This window comes from Usitatibacter palustris (assembly GCF_013003985.1).
In the GTDB taxonomy this organism is placed as follows: domain Bacteria; phylum Pseudomonadota; class Gammaproteobacteria; order Burkholderiales; family Usitatibacteraceae; genus Usitatibacter; species Usitatibacter palustris.
Map to the genome: position 1 here is coordinate 1,471,655 of NZ_CP053073.1, position 21,757 is coordinate 1,493,411.

Below are 21,757 nucleotides of genomic sequence, written 5' to 3' on the forward strand. Positions count from 1 at the left end.
CCAGAAACGTCAAGGCGACTGTCATCCTGAGGGCCGCAGCGCCCGAAGGACCTGCTGTAAAGCGCTAGCGCCGCCTCTCAAGCCACGCCGCATTTTCCTCTCGCTTGAAGTGCCTGGCCCAGTACAGAGCATCCCGCCCCTGCTTATCCCGAGTCCTGGGATCCGCACCGAGCTTCACCATCGCCTCCATGTTCTTCACGTCGGAGCGCACCGCCGTGCTCATGAACGGCGTGATGCCCTCGAAGTAGCCGCGATCGCCCGGCGTGTTCACGGCGATTCCCATCGCGACGAACTCCCTGAACGCGTGCAGCCCGTCCTGCTCGGCGGCGAGCATGAAGGCGTTGAAGCCGTTGGGCATGGATCGCGTGGGACTCGCGCCGGCATCGATGAGCAGGCTGCGCACCTCAGCCTGCTCCGCGCGCACCGCATACATGATCGGCGTCTGCCCGTTCCAGAACGGGTCCTTGCGATTCGTCGCACCCCGGTTCGGATCGACGCCCGCGCGCAACAGGGCCGCGACGGTCGCCGCATGGTTGTAGTGGACGGCGAGCATGAGCGGCGTGAAGCCGTGGTCGCCGACGACATCGCGCATCGCGCCGGCCTTCAGCATGGGCTCGATGAACTCGGTGCGCCCCTCGGACGCGGCGAGCTCGAAGGGCGTGTAGACGTAGGTGCGGCGGTTCGGGTCGGCGCCGGCGGCGAGCAGCGCCAGGACCGCGGGGAGGTTGTTCTTGCGCACGGCCTCCTCGAGCGGCGAGTCGCGCGGCTCCTCCTTCTGCGGACGCGCGTCGAGTGCGTGCGGATTCGCGCCGGCCGCCACGAGCTCCTTCACGCGCTCGGGGCAATCCCAGTCGAACGCGCGGCGCAGCGTGTCCGCCCTCGCGCACACCGCCTTGTGCCCGCCTTCGACGAGCAGATCCGCGAACAGCGTGCGATTGCCATCGGCGTAGACCCACCGATACTCCGCGTGCGTGACGCCTTTTTCGTCCTCGCCCGGCATCACGACGGAAAGCTTGAGGAACGTGTTCGCGAGCCCGGGCGCGAGGGGGCCGCGCGGATCGTCCGGCAGCTCGATCGACATTTGTTCGGGTAGCTCGATTTCCAGAGGCTCGGTGCCAGGTGGGAGGGGTTTGCCTACCGGCACCTTGGCGCCGCTCGCGACGGTGGAGAAGGAGGTCGTGCCATCGACCACGAGGAGCACCTGCACGGCGGTGATGACGTTGGGCGGATTCTTCTGCTTCGGGTCCGTGCGGCGGAGCAGGAGCGGATCGACGAAGGTGAGGATGAGGCGGCGGCCTTCGGCGGTTGCCCAGCCGGTCACCTTTGCTTCGACCGCCCAGTTGTTTGAGTCCCAGCTTGAGAGAGTGAAGGGGATGTTGCGGAAGCGGTAGTCGGGGGTGCGGGGTTCGGTGACTATGCGCTGCGCTGGTGGGAGGGGCGCGTGGGGACGGGGGTCAGCCGCGGGCGGAGTCGTGGCGAGGGCCGGGGAGAGGAACGCGGAGGGCAATGCGGCGGCCAAGAGGATGGCAGCGGCGATCGCGGCTTTCATGCGGCGATTCTAGTCCTGTCGTCCTGATGGCTATTGCTGTCATCCTGAGGGCGGCAGCGCCCGAAGGACCTGCTTGAAAGCGCCAGCGTATTGGCCGGGCGTGCCGACTCGGCGCGCCGCTGTTAACATCGTTGAAACTCCAATTAACTCGCTGCGCACCCCATGTCCGGCAATACCCTCGGAACCCTCTTCACCGTCACGACCTTTGGGGAATCCCACGGTCCCGCGATCGGCTGTGTCGTCGACGGCTGCCCGCCCGGAATGTTGTTGTCCGAAGCGGACATCCAACCCGACCTCGATCGCCGCAAACCTGGCACTTCACGCCACGTGACGCAGCGCCGCGAGGAGGACCGCGTCGAGATCCTCTCGGGCGTGTACGAGGGCAAGACCACCGGCACGCCGATCGCGCTGCTCATCCGCAACGAGGACCAGCGCTCGAAGGACTATACGAAGATCGCGAACTCGTTCCGGCCGGGGCATGCCGACTACACGTATCTCAAGAAGTACGGCATCCGCGATCCGCGCGGGGGAGGGCGGTCGTCGGCTCGCCTGACCGCGCCCGCCGTTGCCGCCGGTGCCATCGCGAAGAAGTGGCTGCGCGAGAAGTACGGTGTGGTGGTGCGCGGCTACCTCGCGCAGATCGGCCCCAACAAGATCGAGTTCAAGCGCTGGGAGGACGTGGAGGCCGAGGGCAACCCGTTCTTCGCGCCCGACCTCTCGCGCGTGCCCGAGCTCGAGGCGTACATGGACAAGCTGCGCAAATCCGGCGACTCGTGCGGCGCGCGGATCAACGTCGTCGCTTCAGGTGTGCCTGTGGGTTGGGGCGAGCCGATCTACGGGCGGCTGGATGCGGACATTGCCCAGGCGATGATGGGGATCAACGCGGTGAAGGGTGTGGAGATCGGTGCGGGGTTTCGCTCGATCGAACAGATGGGGACCGAGCATGGCGACGAGATGACGCCGGACGGCTTTCTCTCGAACAATGCGGGCGGGATCCTGGGCGGGATTTCGACGGGGCAGGATGTGACGGTTTCGATTGCTATTAAACCCACTTCAAGTATTCGCCTGCCGCGGAAGACGATTGATGTGGAAGGCAACCCGGCGACGATTGAGACGCATGGGCGGCATGATCCTTGTGTGGGGATTCGGGCGACGCCGATTGGGGAGGCCTTCCTAGCGCTGGTGTTGATTGACCATGCGTTGAGGCAGAAGGCGCAGAACGCGGACGTCGACGTACGAGGGACGGCGATTCCCGCGGTCGGCGGAATGAGCAAGAAACCAGGGCCTCCCCTAGAGGATCCAGACCCATTGGAGGCGTAGGCAGAGGTGCGTTCTAGAACAAGACCTACAAAGGCCGGGCATTGACCGCTTCAATCACCGACTATCACTCGCAATATCTCGCGTGGGATTTGACCCGCCGCTGTTCATCTGACGATGCGGAGAGACTGGCCAGCGTGGTGGCGGGTGCACAGGTCGATCTGAATCCCCACCAAGTCGAAGCCGCGCTGTTTGCCTTTCGCTCGCCGCTCTCAAAGGGAGCGTTGCTCGCCGATGAAGTTGGCCTTGGCAAGACGATCGAGGCTGGCCTTGTCCTCTCGCAGAAGTGGGCGGAGCGAAAGCGCAGGATTCTGGTCATCGTGCCATCGAACCTGCGTAAGCAATGGCATCAGGAGCTGAGCGAGAAGTTCTTCTTGCCGTCTTGCATTCTTGAATCACGCTCCTACAGCGACGCCGTCAAGAAGGGCAACTTCAAACCGTTCGCGGTGCACGATTCCATCGCAATCTGTTCCTACCAATTCGCCCGCAGCAAGGCCTCCGACGTGAGCGCAGTACAGTGGGATTTAGTGGTCATCGACGAGGCGCATCGCCTGCGCAATGTCTACAAGCCTTCCAACGTGATCGCGAATACGCTGAAGGGCGCGCTTGCGAATGCGCCAAAGCTCCTCCTTACTGCTACACCACTCCAGAATTCACTCCTTGAGCTATACGGCCTGGTGAGCTTCATCGACGAACATGCCTTCGGTGACGTGAAGAGCTTTCGCGAGCAGTTCGCCAATGTCAGCCAGGAACGCGTCTTCCAGCAGCTCAAAGAGCGCCTGAAGCCGATTTGCCATCGCACGCTGCGGCGGCAGGTGACGAGCTATGTTTCCTATACGCGGCGCCTGCCGCTCGTCGAGGAGTTCTCGCCGGAAGAGGGCGAGGATCGTCTTTACCACCTGGTCTCGGAATACCTTCAACGGGACAATCTCCAAGGCCTTCCCGCGAGCCAAAGGTCTCTGATGACGCTGGTTCTGCGTAAGCTACTCGCGTCGTCCACCTTTGCGATTGCGGGAGCACTAGGGACTCTGTCGAGACGCCTCAGGGCGAAGCTCGCGAAGGAAGCACCGGCCGGGCCGCTGGAAGAGGAGCTCGACAGTGACTACGAGGCACTGGACGAGACCGCGGAGGAGTGGGACGAAGACGAGGCCGCCGAACCGCAGCTTTCAGACGTCGACCGCATTGCGCTGGAGCAAGAGATTGCCGACCTCGAGTCTTTCGCCAAGCTTGCCACTTCGATCGATCACAACGCCAAGGGGAAAGCCCTTCTCAAGGCCCTGCGAGTCGCCTTCGACAAGGCGGCCGAGCTGGGCGGAGCGCAGAAGGCAGTGATCTTCACCGAGTCACGCCGCACGCAGGATTACCTAGTTCGCCTTCTTGCTGACAGCCCGTACGCGAAGGGGCTCGTCCTTTTCAACGGGTCCAACAACGACGAGGGTTCCAAGGCGATCTACGCGGCCTGGAGCGAGCGTCACGCCGGCACCGATCACGTTACGGGCTCGCGCACCGCTGATATGCGCTCGGCGTTGGTGGACTACTTCCGCGACGAAGGCAGCATCCTGATCGCGACAGAGGCCGGCGCTGAAGGTATCAACCTCCAGTTCTGCTCGCTCGTCGTAAACTACGACCTGCCCTGGAACCCGCAGCGTATCGAGCAACGCATTGGCCGCTGCCACCGATACGGGCAGAAGCACGACGTGGTGGTGGTCAACTTCCTCAACCGCAAGAACGAAGCCGACCAGCGGGTCTACCAACTTCTCTCCGAGAAGTTTCAGCTATTCGAAGGTGTGTTCGGCGCGAGCGACGAAGTACTCGGCGCGATAGAGTCCGGCGTCGACTTCGAGAAGCGGATCGCCGCGATCTACCAGCAGTGTCGCAAGAGCGAGGACATCAAGACCGCTTTTGACCAGCTCCAGCTCGAACTGAACTTCGAGATCAGCGAGGCAATGACCCGCACTCGCCGCCAACTCCTCGAGAACTTCGACGAAGAGGTGCGGGAGAAGCTTCGCGTACAGAACGACGCCTCGAAGGCATACCTCAATCGCTTCGAGCACCAGTTGATGGATATCACACGGCATGAGCTGGCGGGCCACGCAGAGTTCATCGATGATTCCTCCTTCCGCTTGAGGTCATGCCCTTACGGCAACGGCAACGGCATCGCGATTGGCCTATACGAACTCCCCCGGCGGTCCGGCGATGCCCTTCTATACAGAACGGGTCACCCGCTCGCGCAACAGGTGCTAGATCGGGCGAAGGCGCGTGACCTTCCGGTGGCCGAGATTGTCTTCGACTACGCTGCCTACGGTGGCCTTATCTCCATCCTTGAGTCCCTCGGCGGCAAGTCCGGTTGGCTTCGCCTGAGCCTCTTTACTGTCGAGTCGCTTGACCAGGCCGAAGACCATCTCATCCTTGCCGGAGTCACCGACGACGGTCGGGCACTGCAGGAGGACCAACTCCGGCGCTTCTTCTCCCTCCCCGCGCGGTCTGCAATCTTGCCAGCATGCCTTCCGGTGAACCCAACTGAACTCGACCGCCAGACGGATGAATGCAAGAGCGCCATCCAGCGGACAATCTCCGAACGCAATGCCCGCTTCTTCGAAATCGAGGCCGACAAGCTCGAAGGGTGGGCCGATGACCTCAAGCTTGGCTTAGAGCGGGCGATCAAGGAGTTCGACCGACAGATTAAGGACGCACGCCGTGCCGCAACGAGCGCAGCAAGCCTTGAGGACAAGCTGGCTACCCAAAGGAAGATCAGGGCGCTCGAATCGCAGCGCAATGAGAAGAGGCGGACACTCTTCGATGCGCAGGACCAGGTGGATCAACAGCGGGAAGCATTGATCGTGGCGATAGAAGGGAAGCTAGCTCAACACGCAAGTGCAAGACAGCTGTTCACAGTTCGCTGGTCTATGACCGGTAGCACTCAGGAGGCTCGCGAATGAATCGAGTATGTCTGCCAACACTAACTGGTGCTGACTGGACCGTTACTGCGTTGCGAGACTCGGTTCTTGAAGCTCTTTCCGATGCGACAGGCGAGCATTTGCGGATGTATTTCTACGCGGTGACTCTCTCCGGATGGCAGGAGTTCCGGCGAGCCCTGAGACGTTGGAGGAGCGGGAAGGACGGGAGAACCCTTATCGCCTATGTCGGAACGGACCACGCGATTACCGACGCAGAGGCCATGCGCGCAATGGTTGAGGACGGGGTATCCGTGCGCGTGATGACAAACTACACAGGTGTATTTCACCCGAAGGTCGTGTGGCTTCAGGGGGCGAAAAAAAACTGGGTGTGGATCGGGAGCAACAACCTCACGCGGGACGGTCTTCTCAACAACGTAGAGTTTGCGGCGCTAATCAAGTCGTCGGTGGTGCCCAGGACGTTGAAACGATGGGCGCAGGAAGTTCATGACGGTAGTACCGAGGCAACGGACGAGCTTTTAGACGATTACGAAAACGAGCGTATCGATTACGCACAGCGCCGTGTGGCCCTTGGTACTTTTACCTGGAGTAAACGTGAGCAGCTCACGGTTCGCCGGAAACGCGGCAAGCGCCACGGTTCTGCCTCTCCGGGCCTAATTGCTAGAAGGGGGGACCTTGTCCTTGAGGTGATGCCTAGGGAAACCGGACAAGACGGAAAGCAGATTCAGCTCCCAATGGCCGCCGCACATAGGTTTTTTGGACTTCCAGCAATTGTCGGTGCGACGAAGGCAATTGCATTGACGCCTGCGTGGACAAAGGATTCACGAACATTGACCATGACCATCTTCGCGAATCACACGGTGCGGATTGTTGTTCGAGAGTTGGACTATCGAGATCGACCGTGTGTGCTGCTCATCCGCAAGAAAGCAGGATCATTTAGCTTTGAAATTGTTACGCGATCCGCCTTTCCGGCTAAGTACAGAAACCTAGTCCAACGATGCGGTCCCCCGACACGTGCGGGAAGCCGCCGCTGGACGATCCTAGCCTAGGACGCATTGAATGACACTACGACAACCTAGCCTGCAGCTCACGTGGGTAGGCAAGGAACTGCGGCCTAAGCTTGAACCTCGCATCTTGATCGAGAATGCGGCGAGGTCCTATCACGCCAGCCACCGTGTAACTGGGGCAGACTTGTACGACAACCGCCTCATTTTCGGCGACAACCTTTTGGCGCTGAAAGCGCTTGAGCAAGAGTTTTCTGGGCGCATTAAGTGCATATACATAGACCCGCCGTACAACACCGGGGCTGCGTATGAGCACTATGACGACGGAGTGGAGCATTCGACGTGGCTTAGCCTGATTCGCGATCGCCTTGAGTTGCTTCGAAAGCTTCTTAGATCAGACGGAATCATCTTCGTGCACATCGATGACCACGAGCAGGCGTACCTAAAGGTGCTGATGGACGAGATCTTTGGCCGCATGAACTTCTGTGGTCAGTTCATTTGGGAGAAGAAGAAGAAGCCGTCGTTTCTAAACGCAAACATGGGGGTCGTCACTGAGTACATCCTGGCATATTCGCCTGATCGAGGATCCTCTCCTCCATTCATTGGAGGTCTGACGACGGAGGGGAAGAAGTATCCCCTCAACAATGCCGGGAACGGTGTTCAAGTATTGACGTTTCCAGCTGGCTCGGTCCATTTCAAATGCCATGACCAGGAGTTCAAACCTCAGGACATGTCTGAGGGAAACATCATCACAAGATTGCTAGACAAGTTCGCCGTCAAGAATGGCCGGAACGCGACAGCGTTTCGGCTTGAAGGGGAATGGCGCTATTCCCAAAGGAAACTCGACGAGATCATTGGGAATGGCGAACAGCTACTGATTAGCAAGGTGCCATTTCGACCAAATCACATTAAGGCTGGCGGCGAAGAAAAGAAGATCAAGAACCTACTCTCGATCGCTCACTACGGCATTGCGACCTACGAGGACTCGAATGCGGAAAGTGAGGCTTTGTTCGGAAAAGATGCTTTTGACTATCCGAAGCCGGAAAAGCTACTTTACTTGCTGATTGATGCGGTCACCGACCCCGGGGATTGGGTGTTGGATTCATTTGCTGGTTCAGGGACGACTGGCGCAGTAGCGCACAAGATGGGTAGGCGGTGGATCATGGTGGAGCTAGGCGAGCACTGTCACACACACGTTATTCCGCGCATGAAAAAGATTATCGACGGAGACGACCCCGGCGGAATTACTGAGGCTGCTGGATGGAAGGGCGGCGGTGGGTTTCGGTATTACCGCTTGGCGCCGTCGCTGATGGCGAAGGACAAGTGGGGAAACTGGGTGATTAACAGCGAGTACAACGCTGCAATGCTCGCGGAGGCGTTGTGCAAGTTGGAAGGATTTACGTATGCGCCGAGTGATGCCGTGTATTGGCAGCAGGGACATTCCACGGAGCAAGATTTTCTCTATGTCACGACGGCGAATCTGAGCCAAGAGCAGCTTCAGCAGCTGAGCGACGAGGTTGGGAGGGAGCGGTCGCTGCTGGTGCTGTGCACCGCGTTCCGGGGGCGAGGCGAGTATCCGAATCTCACGGTAAAGAAGATTCCGAGGCAGGTGTTGTCGCGCTGCGAGTGGGGGCACGATGATTACAGCTTGAAGGTGCAGAACCTTCCCAAAGCACCTCCGAAGCCCGGGCAGCAAGGGCTTTTCGGGGAAGGGGAGAAATGAACCGGCACGTCAACGCAATCGCAGGGCGGTTGTCGCTGCGGCCGCCGCAGCGGCGCTCGCTCGAGCTCCTGGATCGGATTACGGAAATCGCGCCGCCGAAGAAGGGGGCGGACGTAGCCGCGGCGCTCGCGGCGATCCGCAGCGAGTTTCCCTCGGTCACGGATTTTGAGAGGGAGTTCGTGTCCGTCTGCTTTGCGCTCGCAACGGGCGTGGGGAAGACTCGTCTGATGGGGGCGTTCATTAGCTACCTCCATCTCGCGCACGGGATCAACAATTTTTTCGTCCTAGCGCCGAACCTGACGATCTACAACAAGCTGATTGCGGACTTTACGCCGAACACGCCAAAGTACGTGTTTAAAGGGATTGCGGAGTTCGCCAGCGACGCACCGGAGATCATCACCGGGGACAACTACGAGGCGAAGGCGGGGTCGCTGTTCGACGAGCTGATCCAGTGCAAGGTCAACATCTTTAACATCTCGAAGATAAACTCGGAGGTGCGCGGCGGCAAGTCTCCGCGCATCAAGCGCCTTTCGGAGTATATCGGCGAGAGCTACTTTGACTACCTCGCCGCGTTGCCCGATCTCGTGCTGCTCATGGACGAGTCGCACCGCTACCGCGCGAGCGCGGGCGTGCGCGCTATTAACGAGTTGAAGCCGATCCTCGGTCTGGAGGTCACGGCCACGCCTTTTGTCGAGACGGGTAAGGTCCCCGTTTCATTTAAGAACGTCATCTTCGACTACGCCTTGGGAATGGCGATGGCAGATGGATTCGTGAAGGAGCCGGCCGTAGTGACGCGAAAGAATTTCAATCCGGCGGGAATGTCACCGGACGAGATCGAGCGCCTGAAGCTCGAGGATGGAGTGCGATTGCATGAAAGCGTGAAGGTGGAGTTGGAGACCTACGCGCGGACTTCGGACAAGACGATCGTAAAGCCATTCCTCCTTGTTATCGCACGGGATACCACGCACGCCGCCCAGCTCCTGCAACTCGTCAAGTCCGACCGGTTCTTCGAGGGGCAGTACAAGGAAAAGGTCATTCAGGTCGATTCCAGCAAGACCGGCGCGGAAGAGGAGGAGATGATCGAGCGGCTGCTTAAGGTGGAGCAGGCGGACGAGCCGACGGAGATTGTCATTCACGTCAACATGCTGAAGGAGGGTTGGGACGTGACCAATCTCTACACCATCGTGCCGCTGCGCGCGGCCAACGCCCGTACTCTCATCGAGCAGTCCATCGGCCGTGGGTTGCGACTGCCTTACGGCAAACGTACGGGTGTATCGGCCGTGGACCGTCTGAACATCGTGGCGCACGACCGGTTCCAGGAGATTGTAGACGAGGCGGGCAAGGCGGATTCCGCAATCCGTATCCTGCAAGTTTTCATAGATCCGGCCCAACTCGCGCAGAAGACTGTGACACTGGTATCGCAGTCGCAGCTCGCCACAAAGCTGGGATTGGCTCCGGAGCATGCGACCAGCAGTACCTCCGTTGCTGACGGAGGAGCGCTAACATTCGCCAAACCGCAGGAGCAGAAGGTCGCGCAGATCGCATGGGAAGTGATCAGGAAGCTGGAAAACCAGCCTCAAACGCTTCCGACAATTGCGCACTTGAAGAAGCCGGAGATTCAGAGGGCAATTGTCGAGGCGGTCGAGGAACGGCACCGGCCGGCGCAGCTCGAGTTGGACGCCGTAGTGGAGAGGCCGGACATTGCCGCCGTGGTAGCGAAAACGATCGACCTCGTAACACAGCAGACGATCGGCATTCCGCGCATTCTTGTTGTGCCACGTGGCGTGGTGAAGTCGGGCTTCAAGCCGTTCAAGTTGGATCTGACGAGTTTGAAATACCCGCCTGTGTCTGATGAGCTCTGGGTCCGGCACCTACGGACCAGTCAATTCGAGGTTATCGCTCTCGGAAAAGGTGGCAATGACGAGGCGAGGCTCGAAGATTACGTGGTTAGCGGTCTCGTCGATTTCGATGATGTGGCGTACGACGCGCATGCCGATCTTCTCTACGACCTTGCGAGTGAAACGGTTGAGCACTTTCGCGGCTACCTCTCGGAGGACGACACGCGCAAGGTACTGCGCTGCTATCAGCGAGACATTGCTAAGTTTGTCCACGCACAGATGCAGAAACATCATTGGGAAGAAGCTGACGGTTACGAAACCAAAGTGAGCAAAGGGTTCACCGAGCTAAAGGCGAGCGCGTATGCCACCGTCGCCGGACAAACGCTTGCCGACTACCGCGTCTCGCCGGAAGACAAGAGCAATATGGCGAAGTACAACTTCGGGGGATTCAAGCGTTGCCTGTATCCGGTGCAGAAGTTCGACTCAGACCCAGAGCGCAAGTTGGCAGTAATCCTTGAGCGAGACTCTGAGAAGTGGTTTCGTCCAGCTAAGGGTCAGTTCCAGATCTACTACAAGGTCGGTGGCGACATTTCGGAGTACCAACCTGACTTCGTGGCAGAGACTGAAGGCTCGATCCTCATGATCGAGCCGAAGATGAAGAGCCAGATGGCTGGTGTTGAGGTCGTGGCAAAGAGAGGCGCGGCAGTGATGTGGTGCTCTCAGGCTTCGCGGCATGCGACGGCATATGGTGAAAAGCCCTGGTCGTATGTCCTCATTCCGCACGACGCAATTGCGGAGAACATGACCCTTGACGCCCTGACGCAGCAGTATCTCTGCCAGTAGCTACGGCTGAACTTATTGAGTTCAGAGACGGCCAACGGGTGTGCCAGATTCATTTTCCGGTGGAGTCGCGACGCTTAGAGCACGATCTCGAGCGAACAGGGGGAGGCATCAGGCATGGCGACGCAGCGCTATTCAGTAGCACCGCATCCGATCGAGACGCTTCTGACCTGGGTCAAGTCGGGCGAAATAGCCATACCTGAAATCCAACGGCCCTTTGTATGGGAGGCGACGAAGGTCAGAAATCTCCTCGACTCGCTCTATCAGGGGTATCCGATCGGTTATCTGATTTCGTGGCGGAACCCCACCGTAAAACTAAAAGACGGTACGCCGTCCGCGGGGAAAAGGATTTTGATCGACGGCCAGCAGCGCGTAACCGCACTGATGGCCGCAATTCTCGGTCGAGAGGTCCTAACCAAGGATTACGAAACCGTTCGAATCAGGATCGCATTCAACCCATTGGAAGAGAAGTTTGACGTCGCTACGCCGATCATTCGAAAGGACGTGAAGTGGATTGAAGATGTCTCAACGCTGTTTGCGCCGGACGCCAAACTCCTCCAGATCACGAGAGCTTATGCCGCCGCCAACAAGGGGGTGGATGAAGAAATGGTCTTCGGCATTCTCGAAAGGCTGCGAAAGATCATCAACAACCATGTTGGAATCATCGAGCTTGCCGAAGACCTCGACATCGAGACAGTGACCGAAATTTTCATCCGCGTGAATTCCGCGGGAGCTGAGCTTTCCCAAGCCGACTTTGCCATGTCGAAGATTGCCGCCAACGAGACTTACGGTGGCAATCTGCTGCGAAAGGCAATCGACTACTTTTGCCACCTGTCCAAGGCTCCGGAGTTCTACAAGAAGATTGAGAAGGGGGATCGCGCCTTCGCAGCCTCCGAGTTCCTTCCTGCAATGAAGTGGTTGAAGGATATCAACGACGATATCTATGACCCGACCTACACGGACATGCTGAGGGTTGCCTTCACGTCGGAATTCGGACGCGGCAAGCTTCAGGACTTGGTTGCCCTACTCTCGGGGCGCAACTTTGAAACCAAGCAGTACGAGGAAGTAATCGCGGAGCAGTCCTTTGGTCGGCTAAAGAAGGGCATCCTCGCTTTCATCAATAAGACACATTTCGATCGAATCACCATGATTCTCCGCTCCGGCGGCTTCGTGATAGCCGATCTGATTAGTGCCCAGAACAACGTCAACTTTGCGTACATCCTTTACTTGAAGGGTCGGGCCGAAAAGCTACCAGCGGCAGACCTGGAGCAAGTGGTGCGCCGTTGGTATGCCATGTCACTGCTGACTCGCCGATACTCGCGTGGCAATCCGGAGACCGATATCGACTATGACATTCGCCAGATCGACGCCCTCGGGATTGGGTCCTATTGCGAAGCAATCCTCAAGGCGGAATTGTCAGAGAATTTCTGGTCGAATCTGGTCCCAATCGAGCTCGACACATCATCCGTAAACAACGCCTTCTTCCTGGCGTACCAGGCAGCTCAAGTAAAGGCCGGCGACAGAGGTTTCCTGTCGCGCGACATCACGGTGAACGATTTGCTCCTGAATCGAACGGACGTTCACCACGTTTATCCAAAGGATCACTTGAAGGGGCAGGGATTCTCCAGGGGGAAGTACAACCAGATCGCCAATTTTGTCTTGGCACAGAGCGAGATCAACATCGCAATTGGAAAGAAGGCGCCGGAAAAGTATTTCGAGGAGCTTGCTGATCAAGTCAACGGCGGCAAGAAGAAACACGGAGGAATTACGAAGAAGGCAGAGTTGATTGAAAACCTCCGACAGCATTGCATTCCGCCGTCCTTCTTGGACGGCGATGTTCCCGAATATGATGATTTCCTGATACAGAGGCGCCAACTCATGGCGGCCAAGGTCAGGGAGTGGTGCGAGTCGCTGTGAGGTAGTCGCCTCATTCGGGGAGGGGGATATGAGCGTTGGCCCGCCGGGGAACCGCTCGCCTCTCAAGGACAAGCCCCTGAGAACACCGGGCCAGTCCTGCGAGGAGCGACGGAGAAGCATTCAGGAGAAGCTCGAGCCATCGCTCATTGCCGCGGCGGCTGGCGTCGTGCTTACTGCCTTGGAGGTCTGGCGTGCCTACGCCAACCAGCCGCCGGCCCCGTGGGCCGTTGCCACGGTGGCACTTGCCGCGATCGCCTATGCGGGCATTCGAGTTCGAAAGTTCCTCCCTGAATTCAGAAACCTCCGCTTGGCAGCGGAGGGAGAGAAGGCCGTCGGGCAGTTCCTTGAGCGCCTGCGGGGGAGTGGGTACGAGGTCTATCACGATGTTCCGGCACCCGGCTTCAACATTGACCACGTGCTGATCGGGCCGGGTGGAATCTTCGCGATCGAAACGAAGACGTGGAGAAAGCCGCGTGGCCCCCGCGCGGAGGTTGAGTTCGATGGTCATGAGCTGAAGGTCGGCGGCCGCACGCCGGATCGCGATCCCATTCTCCAGGCACGCGCGCAGGCTGACTATCTGGCTCGCCTTGTCGAGGAAGGGACGGGGCGCAAGTACTGGGTCAAGCCGGTGGTTCTTTTTCCGGGGTGGTGGATCGCGCAACCGCAGGGCACGCCCAAGGACGTCTGGGTGCTGGAGCCGAAGTCGTTGCCGGGTTTTCTCGAGCACGAGAGCGAGCGATTGACGCGCGAAGAAGTGAAGCTCGCCTCGTTCCACCTCAGTCGGTACATCCGAACGTTTCCGGCGGAGTGATCAATTCACGTTCCGTGTCGCGCTTATGGCTTCACCTCCCCGCTTGCGTCCAGCGCGTCACGAATCATCGCCACTTCGGCCGCATCTCCGACCAGCCCCTTGTAGCGTCGATGTCCCACGTTGAGGTGCCGTTTCGAAGGGTGCGTGATGACTGCCACGGAGGAACTGTGTGACCAGCCGTCGCCGCCAAACGTAACGCGCGGCACGAACGCAGTGCCAGAAGTATCGAGAGCGGACATCGTGCGGTGGCGGTCCCACGGCCGGAAATCAGGAGCCAGCGGGGCGAGCATTGGCGGCACGTGCAGCCCGAGGATGAAGACTGCGCGCGGGCGCATGACCTCAATCTGTGCGACGAGTACCGCGCGCGTCCACATCTCGTAATCGCTGTGGCCGGCGCCGCAAAAGCGCCCAATTGGAGTCTTGGCGTCCATCATGTGCGAGAAAAAGTTGGTCAGGAAAAGTTCAGGGTGCGGCACGCCGCAGCGCGCGAATACTTCAAGCGTTACGCGGCACGTGGTGTTACTACGCAGGATGGCCGCGCCATTGCGCCGAGTGTCCTCCCAATCGCTCGGAATGCCGTAATTGTGGCCGAGGCACATGACACCGCCACGCGGGAACGCGGCGGAGGGATCGTGGCCAAGCCCGCCCGGCCAGAAGTCTGGCGCGCAGAGTTGATATGGGACTGGCACGACGCCCGCGGGCAGCGGCACCGGGCAACTTTTCGTCAGCGCGAACAGGCGCGCAGAGGGACTGTCGCTCGGGATGGTGGCCATGCTCACGATACCTATGGTTTGTTCTGTTTGACAGTGTCAGCGAGCCAGTAGACCGCGCCGAGCTGCTCGAGGCGCTTCCACTCGAGCGCCTTCAAGAGTTCTACTCTCCAACGTCCCGGGTCCACGAAACCATCGCCTCTACCCGTTCAACGCTCGCCTCGTGCTTCGTTCCCGGCGCGACACGCCTAGTTCGCCTTCTCGAACGTCTCGTAGCGAACCGCCAGTCTTTCTCGATCCGGCTGGTCCTTGGCTCGCCTCGGAAGATTGATGAAATTCCCATCGAGCGCCTTCAGCGCTTCAAGCGTCGGTCCATCACGCGTCTCCAGAAGGCGCCTGGAGACCACGACCCGATAGTCCGAATTGATGCCAATCAGATGGTTGTCGAACGCTGCGTGATGCAGCTTCGTGAGCGGCAGCCCATTGGTGATTACCGGCTGCCCCATCAACTCGTCCGCATCGGGCCTGATGTGCGCGGCATCGAGAAGACTCGTCTCGGGAAGCCCTGAAAGCGCGCACCGTCCACCGTAGGCCGAGATCACGGCCGCGCGAAAGAGCGTCTGGTGCAGCCGTGTCTTCACCTGCCTCAACGCGTAGCGTCGTTCGAGCGCGGTCTCCTGCGGGTCGGCGCGCAGCTCGCCCGGCAATCCCATCGAGACTTGCGCCTGTAACGCCTTGGCGTCCCATCCGACGATCGTGACCGGAATGATCGCGTGGTAGTGCCCGGGGAACGCGCCCAGGAAGTAGATCAGCGGGGTCTGGTTTCGCATCGCGTCACGAAGCCACCGGTTGTCGGCCGCCTCCGGGTTCGTCCCCATGAAGGAGTACGCGACGGTCTCGTCCCCCTTGTAGATCTGGTCGTGGGCAGCGCGCTGGTCGTCGTACCAGATCCTCGCGCCCTTCCTCGGCACCACGGTCTTGATCGACAGGGCGTACTTCAACTGCTGCGGCTTGAAGATGCCGCGCTGCGGGTTGATGAGCGGAATGCGCTCCCCCTGGAAGGTGAAGCCGCGCGCGATGTCCTCGGAGGTCAGCGGGTCCCGGATCTCGAGCATCCGCCTCACGTGGATGAAGGCGGCGGTGCGGATCTGTTGGTCGAGGTCGTCGGTGATGGGCATTGTCGACTCGGGTGCGCCGAGGAAGGTTGCGGGATTCCTTTGGGCTTGGCAACCAAGCGGACCGAGTGGGGAGGGCACGTAAACCGCCTCCCGACGGCGGGCGTTGAATCGCCATGGCTGCTCTTGGAACCCTTCCCGGAATCGATGAATGCATGGCCTGCTACGGCCCCGTGCGAATCGCGACTTCAGAGGAAGTGGCAGAGCACCTTCGCCGGGCGAGCGAGCCGTACCGCACGGCCGTCGAACAACAGGATGGCACTTGGTATGTCTGTCCCCGGTGTGGACCGGAGTCGGCGCTGAAGTGGAGCAGCCATCCATGGTGAGCGGGGAAGCGGTGTCACTACCTCAGGGCGTCAATCCAGGGAGTAGCATTGAATCTATGGGAATCGTCACCGGCAAGGTTGTCGAAGGCAAGGTCCTCGTGGACGGAACGACCCTCCCGGAGGGGGCCCGCGCACCACATTCGTGATGCGGCTGGCAACTGGATCCCCCTTACGGACTGTGCGAAGTAGGACGCCTTGACGCTGCGTTCACTAATGCTGCGGCTCCTGCTCTCGGCGCTACTCCCCATCGCAGCCTCCTGCGGCAAGAAAGAGGTCGTAGAAGGTGGCTCGCCGCTCCCTGATCTCTCGTTCGGCAAAGTTCGCACGAAGACCATCGGATGCCCGTCGATGCAGGGCGTCTATGCCTGGCCGCCGGTCGCGGGGACGTGGGCGGGCCGTGGGCCAACCAACAAAGTTCCCGGAGAAGACGGCATCCCGGTTCCGATCTACGGCGGCGAGATGCAGATCTGGGTTCGCGAGAACGGCGGCGAGGTCGAGATCCGCTCGCGCTCGATCAACCGCAATCCGAACTACCGCACGACCCTCACGCGCGAATGGTCGTTCAGGATCTTTCCGAAGAACGAAGTGAGCTGCAAGACGAACATGCTCGAGTTCGCCGCGAGGCCGGGGACGAACCCGGAGGAATACGGCAGCAAGACCGTGATGCGCAGCTTCAAGCTTGCGCGGCTGGAGGACGGATCGCTCGCGGTCGGCGTCAAGAATCTCTCCACGGGGCGACGGGGCTCGATCTTTACCTGGGGCGATACCTCCGCCGGGAGCATCCCTGCGCCGGATGGTGCGTACTGGTCGTGGTCGAAGCTCACGGAGCTGGGGCCGGGGGACACGGAGCCGGCGCCTGTCGATGCTTCGGCGGACCGGCCGCGAAGGTAGTTCACGCTTGTCGGTGGGAGCAGGGGATCCACATTGATGCCGCTGACTTTTCCCGCATCGACCGTGTAGGCGCCGCCACCCGTGGCGGTCGTATAATTTCGTCATGACCGCTCGCACCCTCTACGAAAAGCTTTGGGATTCCCACCTCGTCCACCAGGACGCGGACGGAACGGCACTCCTGTACATCGATCGCCACCTCGTCCATGAGGTGACGTCGCCCCAGGCTTTCGAAGGTCTCGAAGCCGCCCATCGCAAGCCCTGGCGCATCGGTTCGGTCGTCGCCACCGCCGATCACAACGTCCCCACGGCCGTCGGCCGCAACGACCGCGAGATCGCCGATCCCATTTCGCGCCTGCAGGTCACTACGCTCGACAACAACGTCGAGAAGTTCCACGTGAAGACCTATTTCGGCATGAAGGATCACCGCCAGGGCATCGTCCACGTGATCGGTCCGGAGCAGGGCGCGACACTTCCCGGCATGACGGTGGTCTGCGGTGACAGCCACACATCCACCCACGGCGCATTTGCAGCGCTCGCATTTGGAATTGGCACGAGCGAAGTCGAGCACGTCCTCGCGACTCAGTGCCTCGCGCAGAAGAAGGCGAAGACGCTCCTCATCCGCGCCGAAGGAACGCTCCCGACAGGTGTCACCGCGAAGGACCTCGTCCTCGCCGTCATCGGCAAGATCGGCACGGCGGGTGGAACCGGCAGCGTGATCGAGTTCGGCGGCAGCGCGTTTCGAAGCCTCTCCATGGAAGGCCGCATGACGGTCTCCAACATGTCGATCGAGGCGGGTGCCCGCGCGGGCATGTTCGCGTGCGACGAGAAGACCATCGAATACCTGCGCGGCCGGCCACACGCACCGCAAGGCGAGATGTTCGAGAAGGCCGCGGCCTACTGGCGCACGCTCGTCTCCGACCCGGGTGCGAAGTTCGACCGCACCGTGGACATCGACGTCGCGTCCCTCAAGCCGCAAGTCACCTGGGGCACTTCGCCCGAGATGGTGGTCTCGATCGAGGGCCGCGTGCCAGACCCCGACAAGGAAAAGGACCCGTCCCGTCGCGAGGCGATCGAGCGGGCCCTTGTTTACATGGGCCTCGAACCCAACAAGCTCATCACCGACATCGCGATCGACAAGGTCTTCATCGGCTCGTGCACCAACTCGCGCATTGAAGATCTTCGCGCGGCGGCCGTGATCGTTCGTGGCAAGCGCGTGGCGAGCAACGTGAAGCTCGCACTCGTTGTGCCTGGATCGGGATTGGTGAAGGAGCAGGCCGAGAAGGAAGGCCTCGACCGCATCTTCCGCGACTCAGGCTTCGAGTGGCGCGAACCCGGCTGCTCGATGTGCCTCGCGATGAACGACGACAAGCTCGAGCCGGGCGAGCGCTGCGCCTCCACCTCAAACCGCAACTTCGAAGGGCGGCAGGGCGCGGGTGGTCGTACGCACCTGGTGAGCCCGGCGATGGCGGCTGCGGCTGCGATCGCGGGGCACTTCGTGGACGTTCGGCGCCAGTCGTAAGCGTCATCCGATTCCCGCAGCAGCCGTTGTGCAATTCGTGGGGCGATGTCTTGTGCCCCGTAAACGAATTGTTTATACTCCCCGGTGATTCGATCCTTCGCGTCCAAGGAAACGGAGCAGTTCTTCCGGACCGGCCATTCCCGACGGATACCGCCTGAGATCCAAGCGCGTGCCATGCGACGGCTCCAGCAACTGGATGCGGCGGCCTGCGTGGGTGACATGAAATTTCCGCCGTCCAACCGGCTGGAGCTGCTTTCCGGAACTCGCGACCGGACATACAGCATCCGGATCAACGAGCAGTGGCGGATCTGCTTCCGATTTGAAGGAGTTCATGCGAATGACGTCGAGGTCGTCGACTACCACTAGAGGCGCCCGCAAGGTGCGAGAGCGGCCCCGCTTTGTCCACCCCGGGGAATTCCTTGCTGAGGGACTATCCGAACTCGGCATGTCCCAGGCAGAGTTCGCCCGGACGATCGGGGTGTCACCGATGCGCATTTCGCACGTGGTGAAGGGGAGCAGGCCGGTGACCGCCGAGCTAGCCCTCCTTTTCGGAAGGGCATTCGATCAGTCGGCCGACTACTGGCTCAACCTGCAGCGGCAGTTCGATCTTGAGATGGCTGAGCAACTGTTGGGAGGGCGGTTGGACTCGGTCAAGCCCATACGCTAGGCCTCGCAAGGAGGACGCACTCGTGAAGGACAGCGACAGATACTTGAAAATCGTGCAGTGGTCCGAAGAGGATCAATGCTACGTGGGCACTGTTCCAGGGTTGACTCCACCGACGGCTGGCCGCGTGACCGCGCACTAGCGCGGTCCGATCCCCCAAAAGCAAAAAGGCCCGGTTTCCCGGGCCTATCTGGTTGCAATTCTCGAGCGATCGAGAATTTAGACCGCGCGAATCCTCGAAGCGGCCGGGCCCTTCGGGCCTTGGGTCGGTTCGAATTCCACGGCTTGTCCTTCTTTCAGGCTCTTGAAGCCATCCATCTGGATTTCCGAGTGATGGGCGAAGAGATCCTTGCCGCCATCAGACGGGGTGATGAAGCCGAAGCCCTTGCTGTCGTTGAACCACTTCACGGTACCTTGTGCCATTTGCGTATTTCCTTCTTGTCGATAATCCGAACCAACCGGGTTCGGGAACGGGTCATGAACGATCAAGTAGGGGAATTGACTGCCACTAGGCACCGCCATGAAAGCGGTTCGGAGGGAGACTGAGACTTCGACTAATTGACTGATCCTGCCCGCGCAGTATACCTGAGTCCGGGCCGATTCCCGACAAGTCCCGTTATAATTCAACTGCTTCCCCAATTTCATAAGGAACACTCCGATGAAGAAGCTCCTTTTCCTCGTGGCTGCCGCGCTGTTTATGTCCGCGTGCAACACCATGGAAGGCGTCGGCAAGGACGTGCAAAAGGGCGGCGAAGCCATCGAGAAGGCCGCCAAGAAGTAGTCCATGGAAAAGTTCGTCACGCACACGGGGCTGGTGGCGCCGCTCGACCGCGCCAACGTCGACACCGACGCGATCATCCCGAAGCAATTCCTCAAGTCGATCAAGCGCACCGGCTTCGGTCCGCATTTGTTCGACGCGTGGCGTTATCTCGACACCGGCGAACCGGGGATGGACCTCACGAAGCGCCGGCCCAACCCCGACTTCGTCCTGAACTACCCGCAGTACCAGGGCGCGACGATCATGCTCGCCCGCAAGAACTTCGGCTGCGGCTCCTCGCGCGAGCACGCGCCGTGGGCGCTGCAGCAGGCCGGATACAAGGCAGTCATCGCGCCGTCGTTCGCCGACATCTTCTTCAACAACAGCTTCAAGAACGGTTTCCTGCCGATCGTCCTCACCGAGCTCGAGGTCGACCATCTCTTCAACGAGACGATGGCGCACGCGGGCTACAAGGTCACGATCGATCTTCCCTCGCAGACCGTCGTCACCCCCTCGGGCAAGACGTACCCGTTCGACATCGACGCCACCCGCAAGGAAAACCTCCTCAACGGCCTGGACGAGATCGGCCTCACGCTCCGCCACGCGGACGCGATCCGGGAATACGAAGAGAAGCGTAAGCGCACCGAACCCTGGATCTTCCAGTAGGGCGACGATGAAAATCGCACTGCTGGCCGGTGATGGCATCGGCAACGAAATCATGCGCGAAGCGCTTCGCGTGCTCGATGTCTTGCGCAGCGAAGGCCTCAAGATCGAGACGCAGGAAGCGCTCGTCGGCGGTGCCGCCTACGACGCGCACGGTGATCCGCTTCCTGACGCAACTCTCAAGCTCGTGCAGCAGTCCGACGCCATCCTCTTCGGCGCCATCGGCGGCCCGCAGTACGACAAGCTTCCCCGCGACAAGCGTCCCGAAAAAGCCATCCTGGGTCTTCGCAAGGAGTGTGATTTCTTCGCAAACCTGCGCCCGGCAAACGTTTTCCCGGAGCTCGCCGATGCGTCCACGCTGAAGCCCGAAGTTGTCTCGGGCCTGGACATCATGATCGTCCGTGAGCTTGTTGGAGACATCTACTTCGGCCAGCCGCGCGGCATCACGGGAGCAGCACCGAATCGCGAAGGCTTCAACACGATGCGCTACACGGAGGCGCAGATCCGCCGCATCCTCCACGTCGGTTTCAAGACCGCTATGGCTCGCGGCAAGCGCCTGTGCTCCATCGACAAGATGAACGTGCTGGAGACCACGCAGCTCTGGCGCGACATCGCCGAGGAAATCGCGCCCGAATACCCCGAGGTTCAGCTTTCGCACATGCTGGTGGATAATTGCGCCATGCAACTCGTGCGCAACCCCCGCCAATTCGACGTCATCGTCACCGGCAACATGTTCGGCGACATCCTCTCGGATGAAGCCTCCATGCTGACGGGCTCGATCGGCATGCTGCCGTCCGCTTCGCTCGACGCGAACGGGAAGGGCCTCTACGAGCCCATCCATGGCTCGGCGCCCGACATCGCCGGCAAGGGTGTCGCCAATCCGCTCGCGATGATCCTCTCGATGGCGATGATGTTCCGCTACACGTTCAATCGCACCGACCTCGCCGCGCGAATTGAGTCCGCGGTGCGTGCCGCGCTGGCCACGGGCCTGCGCACGGCCGACATCGCGACGAAAACGACGAAACCCTGCACCACGGCGGAAATGGGTACAGCCGTGGTGAAAGCTCTCTAGAACTGCAGGCGGCGTGCGAGGGGCGCTGACTGCGCCCCCCAAGCAAACGCCCTCGCCGAAGGAAGA

General features: G+C 60.4%; 18 protein-coding genes. 14 read left to right on the plus strand and 4 right to left on the minus strand.

Annotated features, from left to right (window positions below):
- Positions 1 to 64: 64 nt before the first annotated feature.
- A complete protein-coding gene (locus tag DSM104440_RS07460; protein ID WP_171161389.1) occupies positions 65 to 1,549 on the minus strand; it encodes an ankyrin repeat domain-containing protein in 1,485 nt (494 codons plus the stop codon).
- A 162-nt stretch (positions 1,550 to 1,711) separates the two neighbouring features.
- On the opposite strand from DSM104440_RS07460, the gene aroC reads away from it, so the two are divergent.
- The 7 genes from aroC to DSM104440_RS07495 all read left to right on the plus strand — a co-directional run bounded on the left by aroC (position 1,712) and on the right by DSM104440_RS07495 (position 13,914).
- Positions 1,712 to 2,869: a chorismate synthase gene (aroC, locus tag DSM104440_RS07465; protein ID WP_171161390.1), complete on the plus strand. Its 1,158-nt coding sequence runs from the start codon at positions 1,712 to 1,714 to the stop codon at positions 2,867 to 2,869.
- Positions 2,870 to 2,910: 41 nt separating this feature from the next.
- On the plus strand, positions 2,911 to 5,805 hold the full coding sequence (locus tag DSM104440_RS07470; protein WP_246212113.1) for an SNF2-related protein: 2,895 nt from the start codon (positions 2,911 to 2,913) through the stop codon (positions 5,803 to 5,805).
- On the plus strand, positions 5,802 to 6,830 hold the full coding sequence (locus DSM104440_RS07475; protein WP_171161391.1) for a phospholipase D-like domain-containing protein: 1,029 nt from the start codon (positions 5,802 to 5,804) through the stop codon (positions 6,828 to 6,830). Before DSM104440_RS07470 ends, DSM104440_RS07475 begins: the two co-directional genes overlap by 4 nt.
- A gap of 142 nt (positions 6,831 to 6,972) precedes the next feature.
- Positions 6,973 to 8,508, plus strand: a complete 1,536-nt coding sequence (locus DSM104440_RS07480; RefSeq protein WP_425509652.1) for a site-specific DNA-methyltransferase — start codon at positions 6,973 to 6,975, stop codon at positions 8,506 to 8,508.
- Positions 8,505 to 11,189, plus strand: coding sequence for a DEAD/DEAH box helicase (locus DSM104440_RS07485; protein WP_171161393.1), 2,685 nt, complete (start codon positions 8,505 to 8,507; stop codon positions 11,187 to 11,189). Before DSM104440_RS07480 ends, DSM104440_RS07485 begins: the two co-directional genes overlap by 4 nt.
- A 114-nt stretch (positions 11,190 to 11,303) precedes the next feature.
- Positions 11,304 to 13,103 (plus strand): GmrSD restriction endonuclease domain-containing protein, encoded by a 1,800-nt coding sequence (locus tag DSM104440_RS07490; protein ID WP_171161394.1) that lies wholly within the window; start codon positions 11,304 to 11,306, stop codon positions 13,101 to 13,103.
- Between the two features lie 28 nt (positions 13,104 to 13,131).
- The gene (locus tag DSM104440_RS07495; protein ID WP_171161395.1) at positions 13,132 to 13,914 is read left to right on the plus strand and encodes a nuclease-related domain-containing protein; all 783 of its coding nucleotides are present in this window, start codon (positions 13,132 to 13,134) and stop codon (positions 13,912 to 13,914) included.
- A gap of 23 nt (positions 13,915 to 13,937) precedes the next feature.
- Here the strand turns inward: DSM104440_RS07495 and DSM104440_RS07500 are convergent, their stop codons facing one another.
- Positions 13,938 to 14,687 (minus strand): hypothetical protein, encoded by a 750-nt coding sequence (locus tag DSM104440_RS07500; protein WP_171161396.1) that lies wholly within the window; start codon positions 14,685 to 14,687, stop codon positions 13,938 to 13,940.
- Between the two features lie 185 nt (positions 14,688 to 14,872).
- Complete coding sequence (locus tag DSM104440_RS07505; protein ID WP_171161397.1) at positions 14,873 to 15,802, minus strand: HNH endonuclease; 930 nt, start codon at positions 15,800 to 15,802, stop codon at positions 14,873 to 14,875.
- A 536-nt stretch (positions 15,803 to 16,338) separates the two neighbouring features.
- Here DSM104440_RS07505 and DSM104440_RS07510 point away from each other — a divergent pair.
- The 4 genes from DSM104440_RS07510 to DSM104440_RS07525 all read left to right on the plus strand — a co-directional run bounded on the left by DSM104440_RS07510 (position 16,339) and on the right by DSM104440_RS07525 (position 19,202).
- Positions 16,339 to 17,016, plus strand: coding sequence for a hypothetical protein (locus DSM104440_RS07510; RefSeq protein ID WP_171161398.1), 678 nt, complete (start codon positions 16,339 to 16,341; stop codon positions 17,014 to 17,016).
- Between the two features lie 103 nt (positions 17,017 to 17,119).
- Positions 17,120 to 18,535, plus strand: a complete 1,416-nt coding sequence (leuC, locus tag DSM104440_RS07515; RefSeq protein WP_171161399.1) for a 3-isopropylmalate dehydratase large subunit — start codon at positions 17,120 to 17,122, stop codon at positions 18,533 to 18,535.
- Between the two features lie 84 nt (positions 18,536 to 18,619).
- Positions 18,620 to 18,901 carry a type II toxin-antitoxin system RelE/ParE family toxin gene (locus DSM104440_RS07520; protein ID WP_171161400.1) on the plus strand — a complete coding sequence of 94 codons (282 nt, stop codon included), beginning with the start codon at positions 18,620 to 18,622 and terminating at the stop codon, positions 18,899 to 18,901.
- Between the two features lie 79 nt (positions 18,902 to 18,980).
- Positions 18,981 to 19,202: a HigA family addiction module antitoxin gene (locus DSM104440_RS07525; RefSeq protein WP_246212114.1), complete on the plus strand. Its 222-nt coding sequence runs from the start codon at positions 18,981 to 18,983 to the stop codon at positions 19,200 to 19,202.
- A gap of 216 nt (positions 19,203 to 19,418) precedes the next feature.
- Here the strand turns inward: DSM104440_RS07525 and DSM104440_RS07530 are convergent, their stop codons facing one another.
- Positions 19,419 to 19,622, minus strand: coding sequence for a cold-shock protein (locus DSM104440_RS07530; RefSeq protein WP_171161402.1), 204 nt, complete (start codon positions 19,620 to 19,622; stop codon positions 19,419 to 19,421).
- Positions 19,623 to 19,857: 235 nt separating this feature from the next.
- On the opposite strand from DSM104440_RS07530, the gene DSM104440_RS07535 reads away from it, so the two are divergent.
- From DSM104440_RS07535 to leuB, 3 genes are read left to right on the plus strand one after another with little or no spacing between them, the layout of a single operon-like run.
- Complete coding sequence (locus DSM104440_RS07535; protein WP_171161403.1) at positions 19,858 to 19,980, plus strand: entericidin A/B family lipoprotein; 123 nt, start codon at positions 19,858 to 19,860, stop codon at positions 19,978 to 19,980.
- A 3-nt stretch (positions 19,981 to 19,983) separates the two neighbouring features.
- Entirely contained in the window at positions 19,984 to 20,622 is a 639-nt protein-coding gene (gene leuD, locus DSM104440_RS07540) for a 3-isopropylmalate dehydratase small subunit (RefSeq protein ID WP_171161404.1), read from the plus strand.
- 7 nt (positions 20,623 to 20,629) lie between these two features.
- The gene (leuB, locus tag DSM104440_RS07545) at positions 20,630 to 21,691 is read left to right on the plus strand and encodes a 3-isopropylmalate dehydrogenase (RefSeq protein WP_171161405.1); all 1,062 of its coding nucleotides are present in this window, start codon (positions 20,630 to 20,632) and stop codon (positions 21,689 to 21,691) included.
- Positions 21,692 to 21,757 lie beyond the last annotated feature (66 nt).

Bases quoted from the DNA above. Each gene is read 5' to 3' on its own strand.
- DSM104440_RS07460 (WP_171161389.1), bottom strand. From the start codon at position 1,549: ATGAAAGCCGCGATCGCCGCTGCCATCCTCTTGGCCGCCGCATTGCCC.
- aroC (WP_171161390.1), top strand. From the start codon at position 1,712: ATGTCCGGCAATACCCTCGGAACCCTCTTCACCGTCACGACCTTTGGG.
- DSM104440_RS07475 (WP_171161391.1), top strand. From the start codon at position 5,802: ATGAATCGAGTATGTCTGCCAACACTAACTGGTGCTGACTGGACCGTT.
- DSM104440_RS07485 (WP_171161393.1), top strand. From the start codon at position 8,505: ATGAACCGGCACGTCAACGCAATCGCAGGGCGGTTGTCGCTGCGGCCG.
- DSM104440_RS07490 (WP_171161394.1), top strand. From the start codon at position 11,304: ATGGCGACGCAGCGCTATTCAGTAGCACCGCATCCGATCGAGACGCTT.
- DSM104440_RS07495 (WP_171161395.1), top strand. From the start codon at position 13,132: ATGAGCGTTGGCCCGCCGGGGAACCGCTCGCCTCTCAAGGACAAGCCC.
- DSM104440_RS07500 (WP_171161396.1), bottom strand. From the start codon at position 14,687: ATGGCCACCATCCCGAGCGACAGTCCCTCTGCGCGCCTGTTCGCGCTG.
- DSM104440_RS07505 (WP_171161397.1), bottom strand. From the start codon at position 15,802: ATGCCCATCACCGACGACCTCGACCAACAGATCCGCACCGCCGCCTTC.
- DSM104440_RS07510 (WP_171161398.1), top strand. From the start codon at position 16,339: ATGCTGCGGCTCCTGCTCTCGGCGCTACTCCCCATCGCAGCCTCCTGC.
- leuC (WP_171161399.1), top strand. From the start codon at position 17,120: ATGACCGCTCGCACCCTCTACGAAAAGCTTTGGGATTCCCACCTCGTC.
- DSM104440_RS07525 (WP_246212114.1), top strand. From the start codon at position 18,981: ATGTCCCAGGCAGAGTTCGCCCGGACGATCGGGGTGTCACCGATGCGC.
- DSM104440_RS07530 (WP_171161402.1), bottom strand. From the start codon at position 19,622: ATGGCACAAGGTACCGTGAAGTGGTTCAACGACAGCAAGGGCTTCGGC.
- DSM104440_RS07535 (WP_171161403.1), top strand. From the start codon at position 19,858: ATGAAGAAGCTCCTTTTCCTCGTGGCTGCCGCGCTGTTTATGTCCGCG.
- leuD (WP_171161404.1), top strand. From the start codon at position 19,984: ATGGAAAAGTTCGTCACGCACACGGGGCTGGTGGCGCCGCTCGACCGC.
- leuB (WP_171161405.1), top strand. From the start codon at position 20,630: ATGAAAATCGCACTGCTGGCCGGTGATGGCATCGGCAACGAAATCATG.